Origin of the sequence: Kitasatospora sp. NPDC101176 (assembly GCF_044768035.1) — a bacterium.
Classification (GTDB): domain Bacteria; phylum Actinomycetota; class Actinomycetes; order Streptomycetales; family Streptomycetaceae; genus Kitasatospora.
In genome coordinates this window covers 148,881-173,688 of sequence record NZ_JBIWPA010000014.1, presented here as the reverse complement: position 1 = coordinate 173,688, position 24,808 = coordinate 148,881, and the positions used below count along the sequence as shown (strand labels likewise).

The window sequence follows — 24,808 nt, the reverse complement described above, 5'->3', positions numbered from 1 at the left end:
GGGCCGTCCGGAGCTCCGGTGGCCCCGCCTCGACCGACCCCTCCGTCGTCCGGATCCTCCGACCCGACGCCCGACGCCCGGCCCCCGCACCGCCTGGTGGCCCTCGCGCCACCCCGCCGGCAAGCCGCCTGCCGCCCTCGGCGCGCGCTCCGGCACCCGTCCGCCACCGTCGTGTCCGCCCACGCCGCCCCCTGCCCAGTGACGGCGCGCCCGCGGTGCCGGGCGCGGGAAAGGAACGTCCCCATGCGTTGTTCCCCTGACCGCCCCCCGGTGGTGACCGGGTGAGCCGACCGCCCCGGAACGCCCCTGCGGGCCGCCCCCGCAAGCCCGCCCCGCCGGGCCGCGGCCGGAGCCCGCTCGCCTTGCTGCGCGCCGTCCCCTGGCGCCACGACCTGCCCGCCTCGCTGGTGGTGTTCCTGGTCGCCCTGCCGCTCTGCGTCGGGGTGGCCGTCGCCTCCGGCGTCCCGGCCGAACTGGGCCTGGTGACCGGCATCGTGGGCGGTCTGGTGGTCGGCCTGCTGCCCGGCAGCAGCCTGCAGGTGAGCGGTCCGGCCGCCGGGCTGACCGTCCTGGTCTACGACGCCGTCCAGCAGTTCGGCGTCGGCGCGCTCGGCCTGCTGGTGCTCGGCACCGGGCTGCTCCAGATCGTCATGGGGGCCCTGCGGCTCGGCCGCTGGTTCCGGGCGATGTCCGCCTCCGTGGTGCACGGCATGCTGGCCGGCATCGGGCTGACCCTGCTGTTCGGCCAGCTCTACGCGCTCGCCGACCGCCGGGCCCCGGCCACCGGGCCGGAGAAGATCGCCGGGCTGCCCCGCCTGCTCGCGGACGCGCTCACCGGCGCGGCCGCCCCGAGCGCGATCGCGCTGGGGCTGGGCACCCTGCTGGTGCTGGTCGGCTGGCGGTACGTGCCGGGGGGCGTCGCCCGCGCGGTGCCCGCACCGCTGGCCGCGGTCGGCCTGGCCGCCGCCGTGACGGCCGCCGCCGACCTGCCGGTGGCCAGGGTCCGGGTGGCCGGACTGCTCGACGTCGTCCAGCCGCCGGGCGGCGCCGCGCTCGAAGCCCTGGTCGGCACCGCCGGCCTCGGCACCGTCGTCGCCTTCACCCTGATCGCCTCCGCCGAGACGCTGTTCAGCGCCGCCGCCGTCGACCGGATGCACCACGGACCGCGCACCCACTACGACCGCGAGCTGACCGCCCAGGGCGTCGGCAACACGGTGTGCGGACTGCTCGGGGCCCTCCCGATGACCGCGGTGATCGTCCGCAGCGCCGCCAACGTCCAGGCGGGCGCCCGCAGCAGGGCCTCGCGCACGATGCACGGGCTGTGGCTCCTGCTGTTCACCGCCCTGCTGCCCGGCGTGCTCGGGCTCGTCCCGCTGACGGCGCTCGCCGCCGTGCTGGTGCACGCCGGGGCGAAGCTCGTCCCGCTGCGGCGGATCGCCGCGCTGGGCCGGGAGCACCACGGTGAGGCGCTGGTGCTCGGGGTCACCGCGACCGCGATCATCGCCACCGACCTGTTCGAGGGCGTGCTGATCGGCGTGGGGCTGGCCGTGGTGAAGTCGGCCTGGCAGACCTCGCACCTGCAGATCGCCGTGGAGGAGCTGGTCCTGCCGACCGGGGCCGCGCTGCACCGCGTCCGGCTCAGCGGCAACGCGACCTTCCTGCGGCTGCCCCGGCTGCTGGACGCCCTGGAGCGGCTGCCCGCCGACCGGCCGGTGGAGCTGGACTGGTCGGGCCTGCGCCACCTGGACCACGCCTGCACCGTCGCCCTCGCCGCCTGGGCCGCGCAGCACCGGGCCCGTTCGACCGCCCCGCTGGCCGTCGAACCGCCGCTGCCGACGGTGGCCTGAGCCCCCGTCGGAGGCCCGAGCCCCACGGCTCCCGACGGCGGGTCGGTGGCCGACCTCCCGTCCGCGCGCCGACCGTCCGTCGGTTCCGCTGCCGGCGCGGGGGAGTGTCTAGCCTGGTCGCGGTCCGGGGATTCCTCCGGGCCGCGACCGGTGCCGTCGGTGCTCCCGGCGCCGTCGGTGCGGTCGGTGTGTGCAGTGTCGGTGTGAGGAGCGCAGAACGGTGATCGCGGCGTTTTCGGTGACCCCGCTGGGGATCGGTGAGGAGGTGGGCGAGGCGGTGGCCGCCGCCGTCCGGGTGGTGCGGGCGAGCGGGCTGCCCAACCGCACGGACGCGATGTTCACCAGCGTCGAGGGGGAGTGGGACGAGGTGACGCCGGTGATCAGGGAGGCGATCGAGGCGGTGAAGGCCTACAGCGGCCGGGTGAGCACGGTCATCAAGATCGACGACCGGGCCGGGGTGACCGACGGCCTCACCGGCAAGGTCGCCTCGGTGGAACGGCACCTGGCGGAGGGCTGACCGCGGGCGGTCGGCCCGCCGCACTGCCGCGCCCGTGCCCGCCGGACGCGCGCCGGTCGGGTCGGAACGGTCGGCCGACCGTTCCGACCTTGACCGGTCAGTCGGCCGGTTGGTCAGCCGGTCAGCCGGTGGGCCCGGGCCGGGCGCCGGCCGGGGCGGGCTCGGCGGGCGCGGGTGCGTCGGCGTGCCGGGTGAGCAGCCGGTCCAGTGCGAACGGGCCGGAGCCCAGCACCGCGATGGCGAGGAAGGCCCAGCAGAACATCACGGAAGGCTCGCCGCCGTTCTGCAGCGGTAGCAGGGCGTGCTCCTGGTGGACGGTGAAGTAGGCGTAGGCCATCGAGCCGGAGCAGATCAGGGCGGCCGCCCTGGTGCCGACGCCGAGCAGCACCAGGGTGCCGCCGACCAGCTGGATCAGTGCGGCCCACCAGCCGGGCCACTGCCCGGCCGGGACGGTGCCGCCGCCCTTCGCGCCGCCGAGGACGCCGAAGAGCGAGGCGGCGCCGTGGCAGGCGAAGAGCAGTCCGACGACGGCCCGAAAGGCCGTCAGGACGAGTGGGCGGGCGGCCTCGGCGGCCTGCCGGGGGGTGGCGGGGAGGTTCAGGGACATGGAAACGCCTCCTGTGGGGGGAGGAGGTACGGGGCGGTAAGGGTAGCTTTGGTCTAGTCCACTTGGCAATGCTCCGTCAAATGTCGATCACGCCCCCTCGTCGACCTTTCTTGACCGATCGATCTGGAAAGGGTTAGCGTCCTCCCATGGCGCGAACGAAGGAATTCGACCCGGACGCGGCGCTCCAGGCGGCGCTCGAGCTGTTCTGGCGGCGCGGCTACGAGGCCACCTCGATGGCCGACCTGGTGGAGGGGCTCGGGATCGCCCGGGCGAGCATCTACGCCACCTTCGGCAGCAAGCGCGAGCTCTACCTGCGCGCGCTGGAGCGCTACGCCGAGCAGACCGACCCGGTGCTGCTCGCCGAGCTCTCCCAGCCCGGGCCGGTGCTGCCGGCCGTCCGCGCGCTGGTCCGTCGGTACGCGACGGCCTCCGCCGAGGACGGGCTGAAGCGCGGTTGCTTCGTCACCAACACCGCGGTCGAGCTCGGCCCGCACGACGAGGCGGCGGCCCGCCGGGTGGCGGCCAGCCTCGGGCACCTGGAGACGGTGCTGGTCGCCGCGCTGGTGCGCGCCGAGGCGCAGGGGGAGCTGCCCGCCGGGCGGGAACCCCGGGCGCTGGCCCGGATGCTGATGGTGCTGTTGCAGGGCATGCGGGTGATGGGGAAGACCGTCGACGGGGCGGCCAGGGTGCGGGACGCCGCCGAGCAGGCGCTGGTGCTGCTCGACTGACCCGCCCGCCGGGGGGCGTCGGGATGCTTTGCTGTGTCGATACTGGACCGAACGGTCGTATAAGGGGGGATTTTTTCATGGGTGCCACCACGGCCGCCCGTTCCGGCTTCGCGCTGCTCGGCGGCGTCCAGGCCACGCTGATCTTCACCATCATGATCCTCTCCGTGCCGCTGCCCCTGGTGGCCCGGGAGTTCGGCCTCGGCCCGTCCGGCGTGCTGCTGCTCAGCGCCGCCTACGGACTCTCGTTCAGCTCCCTGCTCCTGCTCGGCGGCCGACTCACCGACCGCCACGGCGGCCGGCCCGTCCTGCGGGCGGGGCTCGCCCTGCTCGCCGTCGCCTCGCTCGGCTGCGCCCTCGCCCCCGGCCAGTCGGCCCTCCTCGCCGGCCGCTTCGCCCAGGGCGTCGGCGCGGCCCTCGCCGCACCCGCCGCCGTCGCGGTGGTCCGCGTGCTGCGCCCCGAACCCGCCGACCACCGGCGGGCGATGGCCACCTGGGGAGGCCTCTCGGTGCTCGGCGCCACGGCGGGCAACCTGCTCTCCGGCGCGGTCACCGCCTGGGTCTCCTGGCGCTGGCTCTTCGCGGTGCCCGTACTGGTCTCCCTGCTCGGGCTCGCCCGCTCCGGCTCGCTGCCGCCGACCGCCCCCGCCGGTCGTCGCCCGGCCCTGGACCTGCGCGGCGCCGCACTCGCCACCGCCGGTGTCTGTGCGGCGAGTTACGGCCTGGTGGCGTCCACCGAACACGGCTGGTCCGCGCCCGCCGTGATCGGCCCGCTGGCCGTCGGGCTCGCCCTGCTGCTCGGCTTCGCCGCCGCCCAGCGCCGCGCCGCCGACCCGCTGCTGCCGGCCGGCTTCCTCACCGACCGGCGCCGGGCCACCGCGCTCGCCGCCGTCACGGCCACCGCGACCGCCACCGCGCTGACCTTCCTGATGCTCGCCCTCTACCTCCAACAGCAGCGCGGCTGGGGCACCCTGGCCACCTCGGCCGCCTTCCTGCCGTACGCCGCGGCCCTGCTGCTGGCCGGCCGCCTCGCCGCCCCGCTGACCGCCCGGCACGGCGCTGCCGCGGTCACCGCCGCCGGTCTCGCCCTCGCGGCCGCCGGACTCGGGCTGCTGGCCGGCCTCACCCCCGGCAGCGGCTACGCCACCGGGCTGCTGCCCGGGCTGCTCCTGCTGCCCGCCGGCGCCGCGGCCGCCTTCGCCGGCTCCGCGGTGCTCGCCACCGGCGGCGTGCCGCCCGAACGGACCGGCCTCGCCGCGGGTGTCCTCAACACGGCCATGGAACTCGGCCCCACCACCGGCGTCGCCGCCCTGATGGCGCTCGCCGCCACCCGCCCGACCGTCGTCGGCGGCTACGCCGCGGCGTTCGCGGCGGCCGCCGCGGGGCTGGCGCTCACCGCCGTCGCGGTCGCCGCCCTGCCCCGAACCAGCACCACGACCGCAAGCACCGATCACCCCGAGGAGTACTCGTCATGACCACGCGTTTCGCCGACACGTCCGTCCTGGTCACCGGAGGCGGCAGCGGCATCGGCCGGGCCATCGCCCTCGCCTTCGCCCGGGAGGGCGCCCGGGTCGCCGTCGCGGGCCGCAGCGCCGGACCGCTCGCCGGGACGGTCGAGCTGATCGAGGAGGCCGGCGGCACGGCCGTCGCCCTGACCGGTGACGTGACCGACGGCCGGGACGCGGCCCGGCTGGTCCGCGAGACCGTCGAGGCGTTCGGCGCCCTGGACGTCGCCGTCAACAACGCCGGTGTGCTCGGCGCCGTCGGCCCGGTCGCCGAGATCGACGCGCAGGAGTGGGAGCGGGTCCTCACCGTCAACGTGACCGGCACCCTGCTCGCCATGCAGCACCAGATCGCCCACATGCGGGCCCACGGCGGCGGCGCGATCGTCAACGTCTCCTCCAACGTCGGCGCCCACATGCGGATCCCCGGCCTCGCGGCCTACGCGGCCAGCAAGGCCGCCGTCACCGCGCTGACCCGCACCGCCGCGCTGGACCACATCGCCGACGGCGTCCGGATCAACCTGGTCAGCCCCGGCCCGGTGGACACCCCGATGTCCAGCCGCCCCGGCGAGAGCGCCGCCGACAAGGCGGACCGGATGAAGTCCACCGTCCCGGTCGGCCGCCCGGGCGAGGTCGGGGAGATCGCCGCCGCCGTCCTCCACCTCGCCTCGCCGGAGGCCGGCTACACCGTCGGCGCCGACCTGGTCCTGGACGGCGGCATCACCGGCTGATCCCGCACAGGCGTCCCCGACGGCGGACCCGAGGGCCCGACGACCGGTCACCGACCGGTCGCCGGGCCCTCGTCCGTCCTCCCGCGCCCTGTCGCCGGGCCCTCGTCGGTCGTCCCGCGCCCGGTCGGTGGCCGGCTCGCCCGGGGCCCGCGCCTCTCCGCGCGCGGCTGCCCCGGTGGGCGCCGCACCGCGCGTGCCCGGTCGGCCGGAATCTGACGCGAACGCGTAATCCTGCTGACACTCGTTGCTCATCGTGAGGTTTCCGACGCGTCGTGTGGGCAAGACACGGTTTCGGCCGGAACCGACGCAACGAAAGGCGGACGCGCCAACCCATGCCGACCGCACCGCACAACGCGCCCCACCCGGGCCGCCGGAGCCGCTGGGGCGAACACGGGCTCGCCTGGGCCTTCCTGCTGCCCTCCCTGGTGGTCTTCGTCCTGTTCATCGGCTACCCGCTGGGACGGACGGTCTACCTGAGCGGCCACGCCAACGACCTCTTCGGCGCGCCCTCCCGCTACGTCGGGGCGAAGCACTACACGGACCTGCTGACCTCGGCGGACTTCCGGCGCACCCTGGTCACCACCGCCCTGTTCACGCTGTTCACGGTGCTGCCCGGGGTGCTCGGCGCACTGGCGCTGGTGCTGCTGCTGGAGAACCGGATCAGGGGCGTGCGGCTGCTGCGCTCGGCCTTCGCGCTGCCCTTCGCCTTCTCGGTGGCCAGCGCCTCCGTGGTCTTCGCGGTGTTCTTCAACCCGGCCAGCGGGGTGCTCAACGGCCTGCTCTCGCACCTCGGGCTGGGGCCGATCGGCTGGCTGACCGACTCCCGTTACGCGCTGCTCTCGGTGGCCCTCACCACGGTCTGGATGAGCCTGGGCTACAACGTCCTGGTGCTCTCCGCCGGCATCGGTTCGATCCCGCCGGAGATCGTGGAGGCGGCGCGCATCGACGGGGCGTCGGGCCTGCGACTGGCCGGTTCGATCACCGTGCCGATGCTCGGGCCGCACCTCTTCTTCCTGACCGTGGTCTCCACCGTCCACGCGCTGCAGAGTTTCGGCCAGATCCACATCCTCACCAAGGGCGGCCCGGACGGTGCCACCCGCACGCTCGTCTACTCCGTCTACGAGAAGGCCTTCGCCTACGGCTCCAGCGACTTCGGCACGGCCAGCGCCCAGGCCGTGGTGCTGCTGGTGGTCGTCCTCGCCTGTACGGCGGTCCAGTTCGGCGTCCTGGAGCGGAAGGTGCACTACGCATGACGACCCTCGCCACCGAGGCCCGGGCGGAGACCGGGAGCGAGTCCGGGACGCCGCCGAGCCGGCGCCCCCTGGCCGGCCGCTCGCCGCGCGACCTGATCGGCCGCGCCGCCGTCCACCTGCTGCTCGCCGTCGCCGTCGTCACCGTGGCCTTCCCGGTGTACTACGCCGTCGCCGGTGCCTTCATGGGCCCGTCCGAGCTCTCCTCCTACCCGCCGGCACTCGTCCCGCACTCCGTCACCGGGCGGAACTTCGCCGGAGCCGTCGACACCGTCCCCCTGGCCCGGCAGTACGCCAACTCGGCGATCACGGCGACGGTCATCACGCTCGCCCAGCTGTTCACCTCGATCCTGGCCGCGTACGCCTTCGTCTTCCTGCCGCTCAGGGCGCGGGCCGCGGTGTTCGGGGTGTTCCTGGCGACGCTGATGGTCCCCTGGGAGGCCATCATCATCCCCAACTACCTGACGCTGTCCGGCTGGGGGCTGGGCAACACCTACTTCGGCCTGGTACTGCCCTTCCTCGCCTCCGGCTTCGGCACCTTCATGCTGCGGCAGGCCTTCCGCCAGCTGCCCGGGGAACTGCGGGACGCCGCGCGGATCGACGGCGCGGGGCACTGGCGGTTCCTGTGGCGGATCGTCGTCCCGCTCAACAAGCCCGCCCTGGCGGCGCTGTCGATCTACGTCTTCCTCTCCGCCTGGAACCAGTACTTCTGGCCGCTGATCATCACCCGCACGGCGAACATGCAGACCCTGCAGATCGGCCTCACCTCGTTGCGCGACTCCGAGATGTCGGACCCGGGCCTGATCCTGGCCGGCGTCGTGCTCTCCCTGCTGCCCACCCTCGCCCTCGTGGTGTTCGGCCAGCGCTTCATCGTCCGCGGGCTGACCGCGGGCGCCGTCCGCTGAGCCGTCGACCCGGAGCCCTCCGGCCCGTCGCTCCCGTACCGGGCACCGAGCACCGCGCACCTCGCACGACGCTCCTCGCACCGCGGGTGCCGGCTCCCGCCGCCCGTCCCGTCCGTCCGCGTCCGTCCCTCCCGACAGAGAGAGAACCCCGTGAACAAGAGTGCCCGCGCGCTCGCGGCCCTGCTGGTGGCCGGCCTGACCCTGACCGCCTGCAGCTCCGGCGACTCCACCGCCGGCTCCGGCGGCTCCTCCGACGCCGCCCCCGGCGCCCAGGCGCTCGACCAGGCCACCGGTGTCACCGGCGTCGAGTTCTGGCACTCGATGACCGGCAAGAACGCCGAGGTCCTCACCGGCCTGGTCGGCCAGTTCAACGCGGCCCACCAGGGCAAGATCGAGATCAAGGCGCAGTTCCAGGGCAAGTACGACGACCTGGTCGCCAAGTACAAGGCGGCGGTGCAGCAGAAGGGCACCCCGGCGCTGGTGCAGGTCTACGACATCGGCACCCGGTTCATGATCGACTCCAAGCAGACCGTCCCGGCCCAGGCCTTCGCCGACAAGGACGGCTACCCGCTGGACGACCTCGACGCGAACATCCGCAACTACTACTCGGTCGGCGGCAAGCTCGTCTCGATGCCCTTCAACTCCTCCATGCCGCTGCTCTACCTCAACACCGACGCCTTCAAGGAGGCCGGCCTCGACCCGGCCCAGCCGCCCAAGGACCTCGCCGAGCTCGGCGAGCTGGCGAAGAAGCTGACCAAGAAGGACGCCGACGGCAAGACCGTCCGCTACGGCTTCGGTGCCGCGATCTACGGCTGGTTCGTCGAGCAGCTGCTCGCCGAGTCCGGCACCATGTACTGCGACCAGGACAACGGCCGTGGCAGCAAGGCGGGCAAGGCGGTCTTCGACTCCGCCCAGGGCGCGCAGATCGTCCAGTGGTGGGCCGACCTGGTGAAGGGCGGCTACGCGGCCAACACCGGCCGCACCACGGACGACGCGCAGGCCGCCTTCAAGGCCGGCACCGTCGCCATGCACCTGGAGTCCACCGGCGTGCTGCGCGGCTACACCGAGGCCGCCAAGTTCACCGTCGGCACGGCCGCGTTCCCCAAGGTCGCCGCCACCGACCAGGGCGGCCCGGTGATCGGCGGCGCCTCGCTGTGGATCAGCGGCCCCGGCCACTCCGACGCCGAGAAGCGCGCGGCCTGGGAGTTCGAGAAGTTCCTCACCGCGCCGGAGCAGCAGGCCGTCTGGCACACCGGGACGGGTTACTTCCCGGTCAACCGCAAGTCCCTGGACGACCCCAAGGACAAGGAGTGGGTGGCCAAGTACCCGCAGTTCCAGACCGCCATCGACCAGCTCAAGGCGACCAAGCCGTCCCCGGCCACGGCCGGTTGTCTGCTCGGCGTGATGCCGCAGGCCCGCAAGGGCGTGGAGACCGCCATCGAGCAGACCATCGCCGGCTCGAAGAGCGCCCAGCAGGCGCTCACCGACGCGGCCAAGGAGCTCCAGCCCGCGATCGAGAGCTACAACAGCTCGGTCGGCTGACCCGGCCGCCCCACGACGGCCCGCCCGGCGCGGCACCACCGCCCGCGCGGGCCGTCGTGCGCCAGCCTTCGTGCGTCGAACGCCGTGGGCCGGCCGTCGTGCGTCAGCCGCCGTGGGGCAGCCGTCATGGGGCAGCCGTCGTGGGTCGAACGCCGTGCGTCGGCCGTCACGCCTCGGCCGTCGTGGTCCGTGCGCCGCGCACTCCTTCGCGCACCGGCCGTCGGGCGTCAGGCCGACAGTGCCTCGCCGCCCCCGGGCAGCACGCACGCCGCGGCGAGCTCGTCGAGGGAGAGGTCCAGCGCGAACGCCAGCGCCGCGATGGTGAAGAACGACGGGGTCGGCGCCCGGCCGGTCTCGATCTTGCGCAGCGTCTCCGCCGAGACTCCGGCCACGGCAGCCACCTCGACCATGCTGCGCGCGCCACGCGCCCCGCGCAGCAGCGCGCCGAAGCGCTCGCCGCGCTCGCGCTCCCACGGGGTCAGCGGAGTCCTCACCATGCCGCCGATTCTAGGCCCTCGCCGGCGGCCCCCGCGGGCCCGGCCCCTTCGGGCCGGTGTCCAGGGGCCGCCAGGCCGTGATAGAAATACCGGTATAAGAATTGGAGCAAGGGGAGTCGCATCACCATGGTCGAAATCAAGACGGACGCCGCCCTGGAGGCCATGCGGGAGGCCGGGCGGGTCGTCGCCGACGCCCTCGCCGCGGTCGAGGCCGCGGCGGCGGAGGGCGTCAGCCTGCTGGACCTGGACGAGGTGGCACGCGGGGTGCTGCGGGCCGCCGGGGCCACCTCGCCGTTCCTGGGCTACCGCCCCGACTTCGCGCCGGTGCCCTTCCCCGCCGTCATCTGTGCCTCCGTGAACGACGCCGTCGTGCACGGCGTCCCGGACGGCTACCGGCTGCGCGACGGGGACCTGGTGAGCATCGACTGCGGCGCCGTCCTGGACGGCTGGGCCGGGGACGCCGCCGTCAGCTTCACCGTCGGCACCGCCCGCCCCGAGGACACCGCCCTGATCGAGACCGCCCGGCGGGCCCTGGCCGCCGGGATCGCCGCCGCCGTGGTCGGCAACCGCACCGGCGACATCGGGCACGCCATCGGCGCCGTCGCCCGGGCCGGCCGCTACGGACTGCTGGAGGGCTTCGGCGGCCACGGCATCGGGCGCCGCATGCACGAGGACCCGCACGTCCCCAACGAGGGCCGCCCGGGCCGGGGCTACCCGCTGCGGCCCGGCCTGGTGCTGGCCATCGAACCGATGCTCATCGCCGGCGGCCGGGACGACTACGGCACCGACCCGGACGGCTGGACGCTGCGCACCAACGACGGCAGCCGGGCCGCCCACGTCGAGCACACCGTCGCCATCACCGAGGACGGGCCGCGCATCCTCACCGTCCGTTGATCCCGTGGGGCCCGGCCGGGGCCCGGAAGCCCGTCGCGACCGGAAATAATTGTTCGTCACGAACCTTCCGTGTGACTACAGTTGGCGCGCTCGATCCAACGAACTGGTCCTCGATCGGAAGGCATTCCGGCATGAAGCTCAGCACGTTCAAGGGATCGTCGATCCGGCGAACCGCCTCCCGCGCCGCCCTGGTCGTCGGCGCGGCGGCGACGGCCCTCGGCCTGACGGCCACCGCGGCCGTCGCGGACACCACCGCGGCCAACTTCACGCTCAGCCAGCCCAACTGGCGCTGCGGGGAGTCCCGCATCTCCGGTAACACCAGGCTGACGTTCCAGTGCGACGGCAACCTGGTGCTCTACTACGGCGGGCAGGCGCTCTGGGCGAGCGGCACCTACTGGGGCAACTACATCCCCACCCAGGTCGACTGGTCGCAGAGCGGCTACATCATCCTGATCGACGACTTCGGGCACCACCTCTGCACCATCGGCGCGACCAACTCCGCGCCGGGCGGGCGGGCCAGGATCCAGGACGACGGCAACTTCGTCTTCTACAAGACCAACGGCGGTGCCGCCTGGGCGAGCAACACCTACGGCGCGGGCCAGGGCAACGTGGACTACTGCCACAGCTGACCGGCCCGCGCCTCGGCGCGGGGCGCGGGTGGCCGGAAGCCGGGCACCCGGCTTCCGGCCACCCGGTGGCCCCGCCGGGGTGCCCGGTAGGCTCGGCGGCGTGACCAAAGGTGTGATGTTCGACTTCTCCGGCACCCTCTTCCGGGTCGCCTCGACCGCCCAATGGCTTGACGCCTTCACCGCCGCCGCCGGCCCGGCGCTGAACGCCCGCGAACGCGCCGAACTGCTGGGGCGGCTGGAGGAGTTCGGGGCCCTGCCCGGCGGAGTGCCGCCCCGCCACGTCCCCGCGGAGGTCGCGGAGGCCTGGCGCACCCGCGACCTCACGCCCGAACGGCACCGTGCCGCGTACACCGCGCTCACCCGCGCGGCGGAGCCGCCCGCGGCCCTCGACGTCGACGCGCTCTACGACACCCACATGGCGCCGGAGAGCTGGCGCCCGTACCCGGACACCGCGCCGGTGCTGCGCGAACTGCGCCGCCGGGGCGTGCCGGTCGCGGTCGTCAGCAACATCGGCTGGGACCTGCGGCCGGTCTTCCGGGCCCACGGGCTGGACGGCCTCGTCGACGCCTACGTGCTCTCCTTCGAGCTCGGCGTCCAGAAGCCCGATCCGGCGATCTTCGAGGCCGCCTGCGAGCACCTCGGCCTGGCCCCGGCCGAGGTGCTGATGGTCGGCGACGACCGCACCTGCGACGGCGGCGCGACCGCCCTCGGCTGCGGTTTCCACCCGGTGGAGCACCTGCCGGTCGAGCAGCGCCCGGCCGGTCTCACCCCGCTGCTCGACCGGTTCGCCTGACCGCGCCCCGGACGGGCGTCCCGGCGCGACGCGACGCAGGTCACAGCCCGGCGCCCGGACGCCCGGAGTAGCGTGCGGGGCATGACCGATCAGGACTTCACGACGCGGATCACCGTCCGCGGGTACGAGACCGACGCCCAGGGCCACCTCAACCAGGCGGTCTACCTCCAGTACGCCGAGCACGCCCGCTGGGAGTACCTGCAGGCGGCCGGCATCCGGCAGGCCGAACTGGTGGCCAAGGGGGTGGGCCCGGTCGTGCTGGAGACCACGGTCAAGTACCTGCGGGAGCTGCGCGCGGGTGACGCGGTGGACGTGAGCTGCGCGTTCGTCTGGCGGGGCGGCAAGACCTTCCAGGTGGTGCAGCGCCTGACCCGGGCGGACGGCGTGCTCGCCGCCGAGGTGACCGGGGTCGGCGGCATCCTGGACCTCGCCGAGCGCCGCCTGGTCGCCGACCCGCGCGAGCCGCTGCGCGCGCTGGCCGCCGAACCGAAGCTGCTCGGCCTCTGAACCCCCGGCGGCGCGTGCCCCGATCCGCGGTGCTCGCGCGTGCCTGACAGTCCGCCAGGAGCGGTGCCGGGCCGGGGGATTGCCCCACCCCCGACCGGCCCGCTGCCCGGATGGGCCGGCCGCCCCCGGCGCAGCAGACTTCCCGGCATGCCGAACATCAACCGCACCCTCGCCGCCGCCACCGCGGCCGCCGCCCTCGCCGTCACCGCCCTGGTCGCCCAGCCGGCCGCGGCGGGCCCGGAGACCGCGGGGCGGGACCGCCTCGCCTGGACGTCCTGCCAGGGCGGCGCCGATCCCCGCCAGCAGTGCGCCACCGTCAGCGTCCCGCTGGACTACGCCCACCCGGAGGGCGAGCGGATCACCCTCGCCGTCTCCCGGATCGCGTCGGCGAAGCCGGGCCTGCGCCGGGGCGTGCTGCTGACCGTGCCGGGCGGGCCGGGCGGTTCCGGCGTCGACGTCCCGAGCAGTGCGGTGAAGCGCCTGCCGCAGTCCGTCCTGGACCGCTACGACCTGGTCGGCTTCGACCCGCGCGGGGTGGGCCGCTCCACCCCGGTCAACTGCGGCCTGGAGCACGACGACCTCGCCATGGTGAAGCTGCGCCCGTGGCCGGCCGCGGACGGCTCCGTCGACGGGAACCTGGCCACCGCCCGCAGGGTCGCCGAGACCTGCGCCCGCAACGGCGGCCCGGTGCTGCGCAGCATCTCCACCCGCAACGAGGCCCGGGACATCGACCGGATCCGGGAGGCCCTCGGCGAGCGCCGGCTCTCCGCCTGGGGCACCTCCTACGGCACGTACGCGGGGGCGGTGTACGCCACCCTGTTCCCCGGGCGCACCGACCGGATCGTGCTGGACAGCAACGACGACCCGGACCCGGCGCGGGTGGGGCGCGGCTGGCTGGCCGCCTTCGGCCAGGGCGCCGAGGACCGCTTCCCGGACTTCGCCAGGTGGGCGTCGGCCCCCGGGAACCCGGACCGCCTGGCGGACACCCCGGTGGAGGTCCGCCCGCTCTTCCTGGACCTCGCAGCCCGCCTGGACGCCGCACCGCTGCCCTGGCCGGGCGCCAACCCGGCCGAACTGAACGGCAACGTGCTGCGCGAGACGATGCTGGAGAGCCTGTACGCGGACGCCAGGTTCCCCGGTCTGGCCCGGCTGGTGCTGGCGGGCCTGGGCCGCCGGCCGCTGCCCGCCCCCGTGGCGCCGCCCGAGCAGGTGCTGCAGAACACCATCGCGGTCTCCGTGGGCACGCTCTGCAACGACGTCTCCTGGCCCGCCGACCCGGCCGCCCTCGCCGAGGACGTGGCCGCCGAGCGCGCCGCCCGGCCACTGACCGCGGGCATGCCGGTGAACGCCATGCCCTGCGCCTTCTGGCCGTTCGCGCCCGCCGAGCCGCCGGTGCGGGTGACCGACCGGGGCCCGGCGAACGTCCTGCTGGCGCAGAACCTGCGCGACCCGGCCACCCCGTACCGGGGCGCGCTCCGGCTGCGCGCCGCGCTGGGGGAGCGGGCCCGGATGGTCACGGTGGACTCCGGCGGCCACGACGTGTACGTGGCGAACGGGAACGCCTGCGGTGACGCGGTGGTGACGGACTTCCTGGTCACCGGCCGTCGACCGGCCGGGGACACCTCCTGCCCGGCGGGCTGACCGGGCCGGGCCGGACCGCACTGCGGCGGTGCCGGGGTGACGGACCGTGGACGAACGGCCCTTGCCCCGGCGCGACCGCCCGTGCGACCGACTGGAATGAGCCGAATCTGTGGCGGATTTGTGACAAAGGTTGGCCAACACCCCGCCCTCGCAGGCGATTCGCGGCCGTAGTGTTCCAGCTATGTCACGGAAGAGTCGCATACCTGCCCCGGACGCGGGCGACACCTGGGTGCCGCGCCCCCGGCGCCGTGTGACCCCCCTCGGATTCCTGGGCCACACGGTCACCTTCCTCGGCAGCTGCACCCTCGGCGGGGTGCTGCTGGCCGGCCTGGTCCTCCCCGCGGCCGGCGCGGTCGGACTGGGCGCGAAGAGCGGCGCCGAGAGCTTCGAGAGCATCCCCGACGACTTCAAGACCCCTCCGCTGACCCAGGCGACGCAGATCTACGACGCCAAGGGCGGCCTGATCGCCAAGGTCTACGAGCGCGACCGCACGGTCATCCCGGCCGAGCAGATGTCGCCGCTGATCCGTCAGGCACAGGTGGACATCGAGGACGCCCGGTTCTACGAGCACGGCGCCGTCGACCTCAAGGGCATCCTGCGGGCGGTCACCAAGAACGCCGAGAGCGGCGCGGCCGTGCAGGGCGCGTCGACGCTGACCCAGCAGTACGTGAAGAACGTGAACGTGGAGAAGGCGGGGGACGACCCGGTCGCGGTCCTGGAGGCGCAGCGCAAGACCCTGGGCCGCAAGATCCAGGAACTCCGGTACGCCATCAAGCTGGAGGAGGACCTGACCAAGGAGCAGATCCTCACCAACTACCTCAACATCACCTTCTACGGCCACCAGGCGTACGGCATCGAGGCCGCCTCCCAGCGGTACTTCAGCAAGGACGCCAAGGACCTCACCCTCCCCGAGGCGGCCATGCTCGCCGGGCTGGTGCAGAACCCCTCCCAGTACGACCCGAAGCTGCACCCGGTGGCCGCCCAGAAGCGCCGCGACACCGTCCTCGACAAGATGGTCGAGAACAAGCACATCACCGCGGACCAGGCCAGGGAGGCGAAGGCCGCCCCGCTCGGCCTGAAGTACAAGGACCCGCAGAACGGCTGCATCACCGCCAAGGCCGGCATGGGCTTCTTCTGCGACTACGTGCGCCACGTCGTCAAGCAGGACCCGGTGTTCGGCAAGAACGCCGCCGACCGCAAGAAGCTCTGGGACCAGGGCGGCCTGAACATCTACACCACGCTGGACCCGGAGAAGCAGGCCGCCGCCCAGAACGCCGTCTCCCAGCAGGTGTACGTCACCGACCCGGTGTCGGCGGCGATCACGATGGTCGAGCCCGGCACCGGCAAGATCCTGGCGATGGCCCAGACCCGCCCCTACGGCCTCGCGAAGGAGAAGAACGAGACCGTCGTCAACTACAACGTGGACGCGGCGATGGGCGGCGGCATCGGCTTCCAGCCCGGCTCCAACTTCAAGCCGATCGTGGCCGCCGCCGCCCTGGAGGCCGGCCTGTCGCCCACCCAGCGGTACGACTCCCCGAACCGCATGGACTGGCCGACGATGAAGACCTGCGACGGCACCTGGAAGAACCTCAGCAAGGGCAAGAAGGAGGGCAGCATCCCCAACGAGAGCGCTCGCGAGGTCGGCCCGTACGAGCTCAAGGAGGCGATGGCGCTCTCGGTCAACACCTACTTCGTGCAGATGGAGCAGGAGATCGGCCTCTGCGCCGTCAAGCAGATGGCCAACAAGCTGGGCGTGGCGGGGAAGGCGAGCGGCGACCCGCTGCAGGAGGTGCCCGCCCTCGGCCTCGGCACGCAGGAGGTGAGCCCGCTGGTGATGGCCGATGTGTACGCCACCTTCGCCGCCCGCGGCAGCTACTGCGCGCCGCTGGCGATCAACCGGATCACCACCGTGGACGGCAAGGACGTTCCGGTCAGCCCGGCCAAGTGCTCCGACGTGATGTCGCAGAGCACCGCCGACGTGATCAACAGCGTGCTGCTCGGCGTGACGGAGAAGGGCACCGCCAAGGACCTCGGCCTGGAGGACGGCCGCCAGATCGCCGGCAAGACCGGGACCACGGACGAGAAGAAGTCCGCCTGGTTCACCGGCTACACCGGAAACCTGGCCGCCTCGGTCTGGCTCGGCAGTCCGGGCACCAAGGTGCCGATGAAGAACATCCGGATCGGCGGCCACTACCAGCAGGAGGTGTTCGGGGCGACCGGCCCCGGCCCGATCTGGCAGCAGGCGATGGAGGAGGCCGTCCGGACCATGCCGGAGAAGGACTTCCCGACCGTGTACATCCCGGACCCGCCCAAGCGCGACCCGGCCTGCAGCACGCCCGGCGGGCCCACCAGTCCGACCTGCACGTCCGGCGGGAAGCCGCGCTCCACCAACAGCCCGGTGGGCCGGGCGGGGCCGGCCACCCCGACGGCGCCGGCCGCCCCGCAGGACCCCGAGGACCACTGAACGGCGGCGGCCGGTGATCGCCGCCGGCCGGTGAACGAGGCGATGCGAACCCCGCGGCCCCGCATGAGTACCCGTACTCATGCGGGGCCGCGGTCCGACGGCGCACGATGGCGCCATGCCGCACAGCATCCTCGGAGTCCCGGCCGTGTTCTGGCCCTCGATCGGCTACCTGGCCGGGTGCCTGCCGATCGGGCTGGCCGCCGCCCGGGAACTGCGCACGGGCGGGAGCGCGACCGGCACGGCCGGCCGGTGGGCGGCCGCGGTCTGGACGATGCCCGGCTTCCCGCCGGCGCTGGTCCTCAACCCGCTGCCGGACGGCACCGCGGGCCGCTTCCTCTCCGCCACCGCCGCCGGTGCGGCGGGAAACGCGGTGCTGCTGGTCCTGTTCTCGCACGCCGCCGGACTGCGCTGAGGCGTCGTCCGGGCCTGACCGGGGGACCGGACCGGCCCGACGGACTGCGCCGAGCCGCCGGAGGCGCCCCGGCGCCTACCGCGCCTCGACGGGCTCGCCGCTGTCCTGGTCCAGGTTGAAGACGCGCCGGTACGAGTCGGTGACCACGGTGATCTGGTCCCGCCCCGTCCAGCTGGCCTCCACCAGCCGGGCCTCGTCCGGGGCCCGGCCGATCTCGAGCAGCGACCAGCGCCGCGCCGACCAGCCCTCGCCGGACTCCAGCAGCACCTGCCAGCTGTCGCCCGTCCGCGCCGTGGCCGCGTACGAGCGGTGCACCACGACCAGGGCCCGTTCGGGCCTCGCCGGGGCGGTCTCCCGGCTGCGGGTCTCGGCCGCCGCGACCTTGTGCGCGGCCAGTACGCCGAGCAGGAACACCACCCCGGCGGTCACCGTCACGGTCCGGGTGGCCGTGCGCAGGGCGGTGCGGCGGTCCCCCAGCCAGGCGGCGGCGATCAGTGCGGCCAGGGCCGCGCCGAGTAACAGCTCGGGCCGGTTCAGCAGGTCGGCGACGAGCATCAGCCCGCCCGACCGGCTCTCCCACTGCCCCTCGGTGTACAGCAGCACGGCGGCCACCCCGCCCGCCACCAGCAGCCTGACCAGGATCCGCCGGGCCTTCGGTGTCCGTTTCCTCATCGTCCCCCCGTCCGAGGTGTCACAGCTGCGCGAGCAGTTCGCGGCCCTCCGGCCAGTCACCCAGCCCCGATTCCGAGTTGAGGTGCCCGAACGCGCCCGGCTCGACGTACCGGGCACCCCACGCCCGCGCGAACCGCCGGGCCCGCTCGGGCGCGGCCCACGGGTCGTCGGAGCTGGCCACGACCACGCTCGGGAACGGGATCGGCGCCAGCGCCACCGGGCGGAAGCCCACCAGCTCCGGGACGTCCGCGGTGTCGATGTCGGCCGGAGCCACCAGCAGCGCCCCCCGCACGGCGGAGGTCCGTGCGGCCGGCGCGGTGGCCGCCCAGCGGGCCACCGCGATGCAGCCGAGGCTGTGGGCCACCAGCACCACCGCCCCGTCGGCGGCGGCCCCGGCCACCGCCGCGTCCACCCGGGCCACCCAGTCCTGCGGGTCGGGCCGGTCCCAGTCCGCCTGGACGACCCGCCGGAAGGACTCGGGCTCGGCGGCCTCCCAACGGCTCTGCCAGTGCTCCGGCCCGGAGTTCTGGTAGCCCGGCAGAACGAGGTAGGTGGTGCGGTCCGGCATGGGCTCCCCCGGGAGGCGGTCGGTCGTGGCGGGCAGCAGGAGTCTAGGCCGCGCCCGGCCGTCCGCCGCAGCGGGGCGGTGACCCGGCGCACACGACCCATGCCCGGCGTGCCCCGCCGCTCACGCGCCGCAGCACGCCCGGTGCGCCCTGTTGCCAACGGAGGTGCCGGTGCGGGAGTTTGGACCGGCGCCACGGTGGGTGGGGACATCCGAGGGGCGTGCCAGGTCGGTCGTTCGATCATGTGGAGGGATGTCGGCGATGACATCGAAGATCCTGCTCGTCACCGGGGACGCCGCCGAGTCGCTGGAGGTGTTCTACCCGTACCAGCGGCTGCGCGAGGAGGGCTACCAGGTCGACATCGCCGCCCCGACGAAGAAGCGCCTGCAGTTCGTCGTCCACGACTTCGTCGAGGGCTACGACACCTACACCGAGAAGCCCGGTTACACCTGGCCCGCCGACCTCGCCCTCGCCGACGTCGACCCGGCCGACTACGTGGCCCTGGTCATCCCCGGCGGCCGCGCCCCCGAGTACCTGCGCAACGACCCGGACCTGCAGCGGATCGTCCGGCACTTCTTCGAGGGGGACAAGCCGGTCGCGCAGATCTGCCACGGCCCGCTGATCACCGCGGCCGCCGGGGTGCTGTCCGGCCGCCGCAGCGCCGCCTACCCGGCGCTGGAGCCGGACGTGAAGGCGGCCGGCGCCGAGTACGTCGACGGTGAGGCGGTCGTCGACGGCGTGGTCGTCTCGGCGCGTGCCTGGCCCGACCACCCGGCCTGGCTGCGGGCCTTCGTCGAGGTGCTGCGCACCAAGGCGCCGCTGGCCTGACCCGCCCCGGTCCGGCTGCGGCCCGACCGGGCCCGCCCCCGGCCGCCGCGTCCCCGGAACCGCCCGGGGCGCGGCGGCCGGGCGCGGGTGGTCGAGGCGCGGGTGGTCGAGGCGGGGGCGGTCGCGACGGGGGCCCCGTACGGCGGCGCCGGTGCGTACCCCTACGCTGACCGCCGACAGGAACCGCCGACCGCCACCAGGAGGACGCGCCATGGCAGAGCCGTTGATCGCCGCAGTCGGGGGCCGGGTGCCCGCCGTCGACCCGGGCGCCTTCGTCGCGCCGAACGCGGTCGTGGTGGGGGACGTGACGATCGGCGCGGGCGCCGGCGTCTGGTACGGCGCGGTGCTGCGCGGTGACGCGGAGTCCATCACCGTGGGCCGGGACAGCAACATCCAGGACAACTGCACCCTGCACGCCGATCCCGGGTTCCCGCTGGTGGTCGGCGAGCGGATCTCGGTCGGCCACAACGCGGTGCTGCACGGTTGCCTGGTCGAGGACGATGCCCTGGTCGGGATGAACGCCACCGTGCTCAACGGCGCCCGGATCGGCGCCGGGTCGCTGGTCGCGGCCGGTGCGGTGGTGCCGCAGGGCATGCAGGTGCCGCCGGGCTGCCTGGTCGCGGGCGTGCCGGCCAGGGTCCGCCGGGAGCTGACCGAGGACGAGCGGGCCGGCATCAAGTCCAACGGCCTGGGCTACCTGCTGCTGGCCGAGGCCCACCGGGAGATCGAGCCCCGGGGCGCCGGGGGCTGACGGCCGGGGCTCGCCAGTCCGGCGTCCACACGCGAGACTGGGGTCATGTGCCGCAACATCAAGACGCTGCGACCGCCGGTGACGCCCGACGCCGACGAGGCCGACTTCCGGGCCGCCGCGCTGCAGTACGTCCGCAAGGTGTCCGGGTTCCGCGCCCCGGCGGCGCACAACCGCGAGGCCTTCGACCGGGCGGTGGACGCCGTCGCCGAGGCCACCGCCAGGCTGCTCGCCGAACTCGAGGTCCGGGGCGCACCCGCCCGGGCCGCCGAGGCCACCGCGTAGGACAGGCCCCAGCCGGGCGAGCGGCGGGCCCGCCCGCCGGGACCAGGAGATGGCGATGAACCCACCCGACCGTTACGCGCTGACCTTCCCCGGGACCCCGGGCACGCAGGCCCCGCAGGACGTCGTCGTGGTCACCCGCACCAGCGGGAAGGGCCCCGGCGGACACCCCGTGTACGAGGACGCCAGCGGCATCGTCCGCGCGGAGATCAGCGACGCGGGGGAGGTCCGGATGCTCGCCAGCGGCGGCCACCAGACGCCGCACCTGCCGGTGCACGCACAGCCGCTGCCCTGACGCGTCGACGCGGAGGTCCGTCGGCCGGATTTCGCCGAACCGCCCGGCGCGCGGTGGTGCCCGGGGCAGAATCGCTGCCATGACCACAGCGCGCTGGCAGGGCACCGTCGTCGCCGAGAGCGACCGGACGATCGTCGTCGAGGGCAACCACTACTTCCCGGCCGATTCGGTCCGTGGCGAGTTCCTGCGCCCGTCCGACACCACCACCGTGTGCGGCTGGAAGGGCACGGCCGGCTACTACACGCTGGAGGTGGACGGCCTGACCAACCCCGACGCGGCCTGGTTCTACGCCGATCCGAAGCCGGAGGCCGAGCAGGTGCGCGACCGGGTGGCCTTCTGGCGCGGGGTGGAGATCAGCGAGTAGCGCGTACCGGTGGGGCGGAGGGGGTACCCGACCCCCATGGCACTCTTCCGAAAGAACGGACGTTCGGAGCCCGAGCCGGCCGCCGCTCCCGCCGTCCCGGGGCCGGAGGCCGTTCCCGAGGGCGCCCTGGCGGGCGAGCTCGCCGAACTGGTCGAGGGCGCCGAGCGCCCCCTCGGGGACTGGCAGGTCGCCGAGTACCGGGCCGAGCGCGGCCGCGCCCGCGCCCTGCTGGCCAGGACGGCGCGCCGGCTCGGCAGCGGAGGCAGGGCGGCGGCCAAGGGCGCAACGCTGGGCGGCCGGGCGCTCACCGAGCAGCTGGTGCAGGTCGCGCCCCGGCTCCCGGTGCGCGACCTCGCCACCCTGCGGGCCCAGCACCCCGATGCGGCCCACCCCGAGGCGCTCGCCGACCTGCTGGTGAGCGGTGCGGTCCGGGCCTCCAGCGCACTCGGCGCGGGCGTGGGCGCGATGGCGATGCTGCCGGTGCCGCCCGCGATGGCGCTGGAGATCGCGGCCGAGACGCTCGCGGTGGCGGCCGTGGAGATCAAGCTGATCGCGGAGCTGCACGAGGTCTACGGCGCCCGGGCGCCGGGTTCCGGGGCGCAGCGCGCCGGGGCCTACCTGGGGGCCTGGGCCAACCGGCGGGGCGTGGACGCCGGGGTGCTGGCCCGGCCGGCCGGCTTCGCCGCCTTGGCGGTCGGTGCGGAGGTCCGCCAGCAGGTCGGCCGCCGGCTGACCCGCAGCTCGTTGCGCCGGCTGCCGTCGGTGACCCCGCTGCTGGTGGGGGCGGGGATCGGCGCCACCATGAACCGGCGCGACACCCGCCGGCTGGCCGACGAGGTCCGCGCGGACCTGCGCGCCCGCCGCCCGGTGGAGCGCGGCTACTGGGCCGCCGCGGCGCCGGTGGTCAAGGGCGAGGCGGTCGACGGGGGCTGACGGCCACGGCGTCGACGGCTCGGACGGACGGGGCCGGCGGGGCCGGTGAGCCGGGGGAGCGGCGGGCCCCGGGGCGGAGGCCGGCCCACGCCCGGCCCGGAGAGGGGGCGTGGGCCGGAGAGCGGCCGGGCTCAGGTCCCCGGTGGTCCCGGGGCGCCCGCGCCGCGGCCGGCCTTGACGGCGTTGACCATGGCCTGGTGGATCGCCCGGGCGGTGATCTCGTCGGCGGCCGCCACCGGGCTTCCCGCCACCGTGTACCAGTCCAGTGCGCCGGTGTACTGCACGGTCAGCCGGGCCTCGCCGTCCACCCAGGTGGTGTGCACGGTGAGGTCGCCGGAGATCGGGCCGACCTCGGCGGTGGTGACCCCGCCGGGCCCGCTGATGATCGACTGGGTGGTCCAGGTCGCCCACGTGGTGTGCGGGTCGACGGGCGGTCGGGTCTGCCCGCTGGTTTGATCGTGTTCGGTCATGCGCTTATCCTCCCCCGCCGGTGGGTCGCCGCCGGGGCAGCGACACCTGCGGTCACGAAGGCCGCCCGGTCCCGCCGGGCGGCCGCTGCTCACGGATGTTCAGCCGTCCACGCCCCACTCGTCCGGAGTGGGCTCGCCCTCCGCCTGGGAGGTCTCCTGCGCGTGCAGGTTCTGCATCGAGGTGACGCCCTCCTCGGGATCCGCGGCGCGGACGTCCTCGTCGCGGTCGGTGCTCACCTCGAACCGTTCGCTCATGTCGGTCATCGCGGGCTCCGTCCGATCGGCCGGCCCGGGCGCGCCTGACCGCAGGCGTCACCCGGCCGGGTCTGTCCCTCCCCTCCAGCGTGCCTCCACCCCGCCGCCGGGGCCAGCCGGGTGACCGGTCCGCGGCCCGGCGGGGGCGCCGTCCGGTCGGACTCGGCGGCCCGGCGGAGCGCCGACCGTCCGTGCGGTGCCCGGCCGTGCGGTGCCCCGCCGTCCGCCGCGAGCGTCACCAGGTGACGGGCAGGGACCGCATCCCGTAGATGAGCGCCTCGGAGCGGAACTCCAGCTCCTCCCGCGGGGCCGACAGCCGCAGGCCGGGCAGCCGACGGAAGAGCGTGGCCAGGGCGATCTGGAGCTCCGCGCGGGCCAGCGGCTGTCCGAGGCACTGGTGCACGCCGAAGCCGAAGGCCATGTGCCGCCTGGCGTCCCGGTCCAGGTCGAGCTCGTGGACCGGTCGTCGGTCGGCGCCGCCGAAGAGCTCCTCGTCCTGGTTGGCGGTGGAGAGCAGCGCGATCACGCCCTCCCCGGCCCGGATCAGGGTGCCGCCGAGCTCGACGTCCTCCAGCGCCACCCGGGGCAGTCCGCTGTCCACGATGGTGAGGTGGCGCAGCAGCTCCTCCACCGCGCCGGGCAGCGCGGCGGGATCGGCGAGCCGGGGGATCTGGTCGGGCTGTTCGAGCAGCAGGGCGGTGGACAGCGCGATCATGTTCGCGGTCGTCTCGTGCCCCGCGATCAGCAGCAGCAGGCCGGTGGCGGCGACCTCGCGCGGGGTGAGGTCGTCCCGGACGGCGAGCCGGCTGAGGATGTCCTCGCCCGGCTCCTCCCGCTTGCGGGAGGTGAGGTCGCCGAGGTAGTCCAGCAGCTCGTCCTGGGCGGCGGAGACCTCCTCGACCGGGCTGTGCTTGCTGAGCAGCGTCCGGCTGAGGCCCTGGAAGCGGTCCCGGTCCTGGTACGGGACGCCCAGCAGCAGGCAGATCACCAGCGAGGGGACGGGCAGGGCGAAGTCGGCGACGAGGTCGGCCCCGTCCCTGCCCCCGGTCATCCGGTCGAGCGCCTCGTCGACGATCCGCTGGATGCCGGGGCGCATCGCCTCGACCCGCTTGACCAGGAAGTCGCCGGTGACCATCCGGCGCTGCCGGGCGTGCTCGGGGTCGTCGAGCCGCAGGAAGCTGGGGGGACTGGCAAGGATCAGCTCCCGGCGGCCGGCCACCAGCATCGGGAAGGCCGGGTGGCGGATGTCCGCGCTGAACCGGCGGTCGGACAGCACGGTGCGGACCTCGGCGTAGCCGGTGGCGAGCCAGCAGGACTCGCCGCCCGGCAGGTCGGCGCGGGTGACGGCCGCGGTCGCGGCGGCCTCGGTGTAGGCGGGCGGCGGGCTGAACGGGCAGCCGGTGTCGCGCGGGGCCGGCATCGGCACGGCCCGGGTGGTGGGTGTGCTCGTCAAGGTGGGGTCTCCTTGCGTCGCGTGTCCTCGGTGGGGGAATCGGGTGTCGTGAGTGATGTCGTGATCCGGTGGCGGTCCGGGGCGCCGGCGGGCCGGCGCCCGCGGTCAGCCCGCGTCCGCGGCCGGCTGCGGCTCGGCCTCCACCGCGTGCTCGGACCCGGTCCCCGGCGCGGGCTCGACGACGCTGATCGCGCCGCCGGGGCAGAGCTGGGCCGCGAGTCTCAGCACCGCGAACTGCTCGGGCCGGAACTCGGTCTGACGGAGCCTCACCAGACTGTCCCGGTCGTCCTGGTCGAAGATCTCGGGGGCGTTCATGACGCACATGCCGGAGCTGCAGCAGCGGTCCCGGTCGACGCTCACCTGCATGGGTGGGCACCTCTCGCCAGGGCGGCGCCGGGCGCCCGGCGGCCGCCTCTCGTTGTCATTGCCAACCTAACCGCCAGTCCTGCGTCCACGGAGGGTGCGGTGCCGGGATCGTC

General features: G+C 74.6%; 29 protein-coding genes. 21 read left to right on the top strand and 8 right to left on the bottom strand.

Annotation, left to right across the window (positions count from 1 at the left end):
• Positions 1-362 precede the first annotated feature (362 nt).
• Together ACIRS1_RS21055 and ACIRS1_RS21050 are read left to right on the top strand one after the other, a co-directional pair.
• Complete coding sequence (locus ACIRS1_RS21055; RefSeq protein ID WP_402841952.1) at positions 363-1,847, top strand: SulP family inorganic anion transporter; 1,485 nt, start codon at positions 363-365, stop codon at positions 1,845-1,847.
• Between the two features lie 220 nt (positions 1,848-2,067).
• Positions 2,068-2,364 carry an MTH1187 family thiamine-binding protein gene (locus tag ACIRS1_RS21050; RefSeq protein ID WP_402841949.1) on the top strand — a complete coding sequence of 99 codons (297 nt, stop codon included), beginning with the start codon at positions 2,068-2,070 and terminating at the stop codon, positions 2,362-2,364.
• Between the two features lie 121 nt (positions 2,365-2,485).
• Here ACIRS1_RS21050 and ACIRS1_RS21045 read toward each other — a convergent pair whose 3' ends face one another.
• Entirely contained in the window at positions 2,486-2,971 is a 486-nt protein-coding gene (locus ACIRS1_RS21045; RefSeq protein WP_402841946.1) for a DoxX family protein, read from the bottom strand.
• Between the two features lie 146 nt (positions 2,972-3,117).
• On the opposite strand from ACIRS1_RS21045, the gene ACIRS1_RS21040 reads away from it, so the two are divergent.
• The 6 genes from ACIRS1_RS21040 to ACIRS1_RS21015 all read left to right on the top strand — a co-directional run bounded on the left by ACIRS1_RS21040 (position 3,118) and on the right by ACIRS1_RS21015 (position 9,626).
• Positions 3,118-3,699 (top strand): TetR family transcriptional regulator, encoded by a 582-nt coding sequence (locus ACIRS1_RS21040; protein ID WP_360220225.1) that lies wholly within the window; start codon positions 3,118-3,120, stop codon positions 3,697-3,699.
• 77 nt (positions 3,700-3,776) lie between these two features.
• Positions 3,777-5,171 (top strand): MFS transporter, encoded by a 1,395-nt coding sequence (locus ACIRS1_RS21035; RefSeq protein ID WP_402841943.1) that lies wholly within the window; start codon positions 3,777-3,779, stop codon positions 5,169-5,171.
• The gene (locus tag ACIRS1_RS21030) at positions 5,168-5,929 is read left to right on the top strand and encodes a glucose 1-dehydrogenase (RefSeq protein WP_360220231.1); all 762 of its coding nucleotides are present in this window, start codon (positions 5,168-5,170) and stop codon (positions 5,927-5,929) included. Before ACIRS1_RS21035 ends, ACIRS1_RS21030 begins: the two co-directional genes overlap by 4 nt.
• A gap of 332 nt (positions 5,930-6,261) precedes the next feature.
• A complete protein-coding gene (locus ACIRS1_RS21025; protein WP_402841939.1) occupies positions 6,262-7,182 on the top strand; it encodes a carbohydrate ABC transporter permease in 921 nt (306 codons plus the stop codon).
• Entirely contained in the window at positions 7,179-8,084 is a 906-nt protein-coding gene (locus tag ACIRS1_RS21020; RefSeq protein WP_402841936.1) for a carbohydrate ABC transporter permease, read from the top strand. The genes ACIRS1_RS21025 and ACIRS1_RS21020 overlap by 4 nt, the downstream gene beginning before the upstream one ends.
• Before the next feature lie 150 nt (positions 8,085-8,234).
• Positions 8,235-9,626, top strand: coding sequence for an ABC transporter substrate-binding protein (locus ACIRS1_RS21015; protein WP_402841933.1), 1,392 nt, complete (start codon positions 8,235-8,237; stop codon positions 9,624-9,626).
• A gap of 227 nt (positions 9,627-9,853) precedes the next feature.
• Here the strand turns inward: ACIRS1_RS21015 and ACIRS1_RS21010 are convergent, their stop codons facing one another.
• Positions 9,854-10,123, bottom strand: coding sequence for a helix-turn-helix domain-containing protein (locus ACIRS1_RS21010; protein ID WP_402841930.1), 270 nt, complete (start codon positions 10,121-10,123; stop codon positions 9,854-9,856).
• 126 nt (positions 10,124-10,249) lie between these two features.
• Here ACIRS1_RS21010 and map point away from each other — a divergent pair, with 126 nt between their 5' ends.
• The 7 genes from map to ACIRS1_RS20975 all read left to right on the top strand — a co-directional run bounded on the left by map (position 10,250) and on the right by ACIRS1_RS20975 (position 17,463).
• Entirely contained in the window at positions 10,250-11,017 is a 768-nt protein-coding gene (gene map, locus ACIRS1_RS21005; protein WP_360220246.1) for a type I methionyl aminopeptidase, read from the top strand.
• A 131-nt stretch (positions 11,018-11,148) separates the two neighbouring features.
• Positions 11,149-11,646 (top strand): hypothetical protein, encoded by a 498-nt coding sequence (locus tag ACIRS1_RS21000; protein ID WP_360220249.1) that lies wholly within the window; start codon positions 11,149-11,151, stop codon positions 11,644-11,646.
• A 100-nt stretch (positions 11,647-11,746) separates the two neighbouring features.
• Entirely contained in the window at positions 11,747-12,439 is a 693-nt protein-coding gene (locus ACIRS1_RS20995; RefSeq protein ID WP_360220252.1) for an HAD-IA family hydrolase, read from the top strand.
• 81 nt (positions 12,440-12,520) lie between these two features.
• Positions 12,521-12,946 carry an acyl-CoA thioesterase gene (locus ACIRS1_RS20990; protein WP_360220255.1) on the top strand — a complete coding sequence of 142 codons (426 nt, stop codon included), beginning with the start codon at positions 12,521-12,523 and terminating at the stop codon, positions 12,944-12,946.
• Positions 12,947-13,093: 147 nt separating this feature from the next.
• A complete protein-coding gene (locus tag ACIRS1_RS20985) occupies positions 13,094-14,587 on the top strand; it encodes an alpha/beta hydrolase (protein ID WP_402841924.1) in 1,494 nt (497 codons plus the stop codon).
• 250 nt (positions 14,588-14,837) lie between these two features.
• Positions 14,838-17,051, top strand: coding sequence for a transglycosylase domain-containing protein (locus ACIRS1_RS20980; protein WP_402841922.1), 2,214 nt, complete (start codon positions 14,838-14,840; stop codon positions 17,049-17,051).
• A gap of 115 nt (positions 17,052-17,166) precedes the next feature.
• Positions 17,167-17,463 (top strand): hypothetical protein, encoded by a 297-nt coding sequence (locus ACIRS1_RS20975; RefSeq protein WP_402841919.1) that lies wholly within the window; start codon positions 17,167-17,169, stop codon positions 17,461-17,463.
• A 75-nt stretch (positions 17,464-17,538) separates the two neighbouring features.
• On the opposite strand, the gene ACIRS1_RS20970 is transcribed toward ACIRS1_RS20975, so the two are convergent.
• Both ACIRS1_RS20970 and ACIRS1_RS20965 read right to left on the bottom strand, forming a co-directional pair.
• The gene (locus ACIRS1_RS20970; RefSeq protein WP_360220266.1) at positions 17,539-18,135 is read right to left on the bottom strand and encodes a hypothetical protein; all 597 of its coding nucleotides are present in this window, start codon (positions 18,133-18,135) and stop codon (positions 17,539-17,541) included.
• A gap of 19 nt (positions 18,136-18,154) precedes the next feature.
• The gene (locus tag ACIRS1_RS20965; protein WP_387904122.1) at positions 18,155-18,703 is read right to left on the bottom strand and encodes an RBBP9/YdeN family alpha/beta hydrolase; all 549 of its coding nucleotides are present in this window, start codon (positions 18,701-18,703) and stop codon (positions 18,155-18,157) included.
• Between the two features lie 259 nt (positions 18,704-18,962).
• Here ACIRS1_RS20965 and ACIRS1_RS20960 point away from each other — a divergent pair, with 259 nt between their 5' ends.
• From ACIRS1_RS20960 to ACIRS1_RS20935, 6 genes are all read left to right on the top strand, one after another.
• Positions 18,963-19,529, top strand: coding sequence for a DJ-1/PfpI family protein (locus ACIRS1_RS20960; protein WP_360220272.1), 567 nt, complete (start codon positions 18,963-18,965; stop codon positions 19,527-19,529).
• A 211-nt stretch (positions 19,530-19,740) separates the two neighbouring features.
• Positions 19,741-20,280 carry a gamma carbonic anhydrase family protein gene (locus ACIRS1_RS20955; protein ID WP_360213635.1) on the top strand — a complete coding sequence of 180 codons (540 nt, stop codon included), beginning with the start codon at positions 19,741-19,743 and terminating at the stop codon, positions 20,278-20,280.
• Positions 20,281-20,325: 45 nt separating this feature from the next.
• Positions 20,326-20,562 (top strand): DUF2277 domain-containing protein, encoded by a 237-nt coding sequence (locus tag ACIRS1_RS20950; protein ID WP_360213637.1) that lies wholly within the window; start codon positions 20,326-20,328, stop codon positions 20,560-20,562.
• Between the two features lie 55 nt (positions 20,563-20,617).
• Positions 20,618-20,854, top strand: a complete 237-nt coding sequence (locus ACIRS1_RS20945) for a DUF6296 family protein (RefSeq protein ID WP_360213639.1) — start codon at positions 20,618-20,620, stop codon at positions 20,852-20,854.
• A gap of 79 nt (positions 20,855-20,933) precedes the next feature.
• Entirely contained in the window at positions 20,934-21,218 is a 285-nt protein-coding gene (locus ACIRS1_RS20940) for a DUF427 domain-containing protein (RefSeq protein WP_360213641.1), read from the top strand.
• Positions 21,219-21,254: 36 nt separating this feature from the next.
• A complete protein-coding gene (locus ACIRS1_RS20935) occupies positions 21,255-22,151 on the top strand; it encodes a hypothetical protein (protein WP_402841912.1) in 897 nt (298 codons plus the stop codon).
• A gap of 131 nt (positions 22,152-22,282) precedes the next feature.
• On the opposite strand, the gene ACIRS1_RS20930 is transcribed toward ACIRS1_RS20935, so the two are convergent.
• The 4 genes from ACIRS1_RS20930 to ACIRS1_RS20915 all read right to left on the bottom strand — a co-directional run bounded on the left by ACIRS1_RS20930 (position 22,283) and on the right by ACIRS1_RS20915 (position 24,695).
• The gene (locus ACIRS1_RS20930) at positions 22,283-22,621 is read right to left on the bottom strand and encodes a hypothetical protein (RefSeq protein ID WP_360213645.1); all 339 of its coding nucleotides are present in this window, start codon (positions 22,619-22,621) and stop codon (positions 22,283-22,285) included.
• Between the two features lie 99 nt (positions 22,622-22,720).
• The gene (locus ACIRS1_RS20925; RefSeq protein WP_360213647.1) at positions 22,721-22,885 is read right to left on the bottom strand and encodes a hypothetical protein; all 165 of its coding nucleotides are present in this window, start codon (positions 22,883-22,885) and stop codon (positions 22,721-22,723) included.
• 226 nt (positions 22,886-23,111) lie between these two features.
• Positions 23,112-24,329 carry a cytochrome P450 gene (locus tag ACIRS1_RS20920; RefSeq protein ID WP_402841907.1) on the bottom strand — a complete coding sequence of 406 codons (1,218 nt, stop codon included), beginning with the start codon at positions 24,327-24,329 and terminating at the stop codon, positions 23,112-23,114.
• 105 nt (positions 24,330-24,434) lie between these two features.
• Positions 24,435-24,695 (bottom strand): ferredoxin, encoded by a 261-nt coding sequence (locus tag ACIRS1_RS20915; protein ID WP_402841904.1) that lies wholly within the window; start codon positions 24,693-24,695, stop codon positions 24,435-24,437.
• Positions 24,696-24,808 lie beyond the last annotated feature (113 nt).

Excerpts from the sequence above, each read along its gene's own strand:
- ACIRS1_RS20985 (WP_402841924.1), top strand. The coding sequence starts at position 13,094 with ATGCCGAACATCAACCGCACCCTCGCCGCCGCCACCGCGGCCGCCGCC.
- ACIRS1_RS20975 (WP_402841919.1), top strand. The coding sequence starts at position 17,167 with ATGCCGCACAGCATCCTCGGAGTCCCGGCCGTGTTCTGGCCCTCGATC.
- ACIRS1_RS21020 (WP_402841936.1), top strand. The coding sequence starts at position 7,179 with ATGACGACCCTCGCCACCGAGGCCCGGGCGGAGACCGGGAGCGAGTCC.
- ACIRS1_RS20970 (WP_360220266.1), bottom strand. The coding sequence starts at position 18,135 with ATGAGGAAACGGACACCGAAGGCCCGGCGGATCCTGGTCAGGCTGCTG.
- ACIRS1_RS21000 (WP_360220249.1), top strand. The coding sequence starts at position 11,149 with ATGAAGCTCAGCACGTTCAAGGGATCGTCGATCCGGCGAACCGCCTCC.
- map (WP_360220246.1), top strand. The coding sequence starts at position 10,250 with ATGGTCGAAATCAAGACGGACGCCGCCCTGGAGGCCATGCGGGAGGCC.
- ACIRS1_RS20950 (WP_360213637.1), top strand. The coding sequence starts at position 20,326 with ATGTGCCGCAACATCAAGACGCTGCGACCGCCGGTGACGCCCGACGCC.
- ACIRS1_RS20915 (WP_402841904.1), bottom strand. The coding sequence starts at position 24,695 with ATGCAGGTGAGCGTCGACCGGGACCGCTGCTGCAGCTCCGGCATGTGC.
- ACIRS1_RS21010 (WP_402841930.1), bottom strand. The coding sequence starts at position 10,123 with ATGGTGAGGACTCCGCTGACCCCGTGGGAGCGCGAGCGCGGCGAGCGC.
- ACIRS1_RS20935 (WP_402841912.1), top strand. The coding sequence starts at position 21,255 with ATGGCACTCTTCCGAAAGAACGGACGTTCGGAGCCCGAGCCGGCCGCC.
- ACIRS1_RS21025 (WP_402841939.1), top strand. The coding sequence starts at position 6,262 with ATGCCGACCGCACCGCACAACGCGCCCCACCCGGGCCGCCGGAGCCGC.
- ACIRS1_RS20925 (WP_360213647.1), bottom strand. The coding sequence starts at position 22,885 with ATGACCGACATGAGCGAACGGTTCGAGGTGAGCACCGACCGCGACGAG.
- ACIRS1_RS20955 (WP_360213635.1), top strand. The coding sequence starts at position 19,741 with ATGGCAGAGCCGTTGATCGCCGCAGTCGGGGGCCGGGTGCCCGCCGTC.
- ACIRS1_RS20965 (WP_387904122.1), bottom strand. The coding sequence starts at position 18,703 with ATGCCGGACCGCACCACCTACCTCGTTCTGCCGGGCTACCAGAACTCC.
- ACIRS1_RS20990 (WP_360220255.1), top strand. The coding sequence starts at position 12,521 with ATGACCGATCAGGACTTCACGACGCGGATCACCGTCCGCGGGTACGAG.
- ACIRS1_RS20960 (WP_360220272.1), top strand. The coding sequence starts at position 18,963 with ATGACATCGAAGATCCTGCTCGTCACCGGGGACGCCGCCGAGTCGCTG.
- ACIRS1_RS21045 (WP_402841946.1), bottom strand. The coding sequence starts at position 2,971 with ATGTCCCTGAACCTCCCCGCCACCCCCCGGCAGGCCGCCGAGGCCGCC.
- ACIRS1_RS21035 (WP_402841943.1), top strand. The coding sequence starts at position 3,777 with ATGGGTGCCACCACGGCCGCCCGTTCCGGCTTCGCGCTGCTCGGCGGC.
- ACIRS1_RS20940 (WP_360213641.1), top strand. The coding sequence starts at position 20,934 with ATGACCACAGCGCGCTGGCAGGGCACCGTCGTCGCCGAGAGCGACCGG.
- ACIRS1_RS21030 (WP_360220231.1), top strand. The coding sequence starts at position 5,168 with ATGACCACGCGTTTCGCCGACACGTCCGTCCTGGTCACCGGAGGCGGC.
- ACIRS1_RS20930 (WP_360213645.1), bottom strand. The coding sequence starts at position 22,621 with ATGACCGAACACGATCAAACCAGCGGGCAGACCCGACCGCCCGTCGAC.
- ACIRS1_RS20945 (WP_360213639.1), top strand. The coding sequence starts at position 20,618 with ATGAACCCACCCGACCGTTACGCGCTGACCTTCCCCGGGACCCCGGGC.
- ACIRS1_RS21040 (WP_360220225.1), top strand. The coding sequence starts at position 3,118 with ATGGCGCGAACGAAGGAATTCGACCCGGACGCGGCGCTCCAGGCGGCG.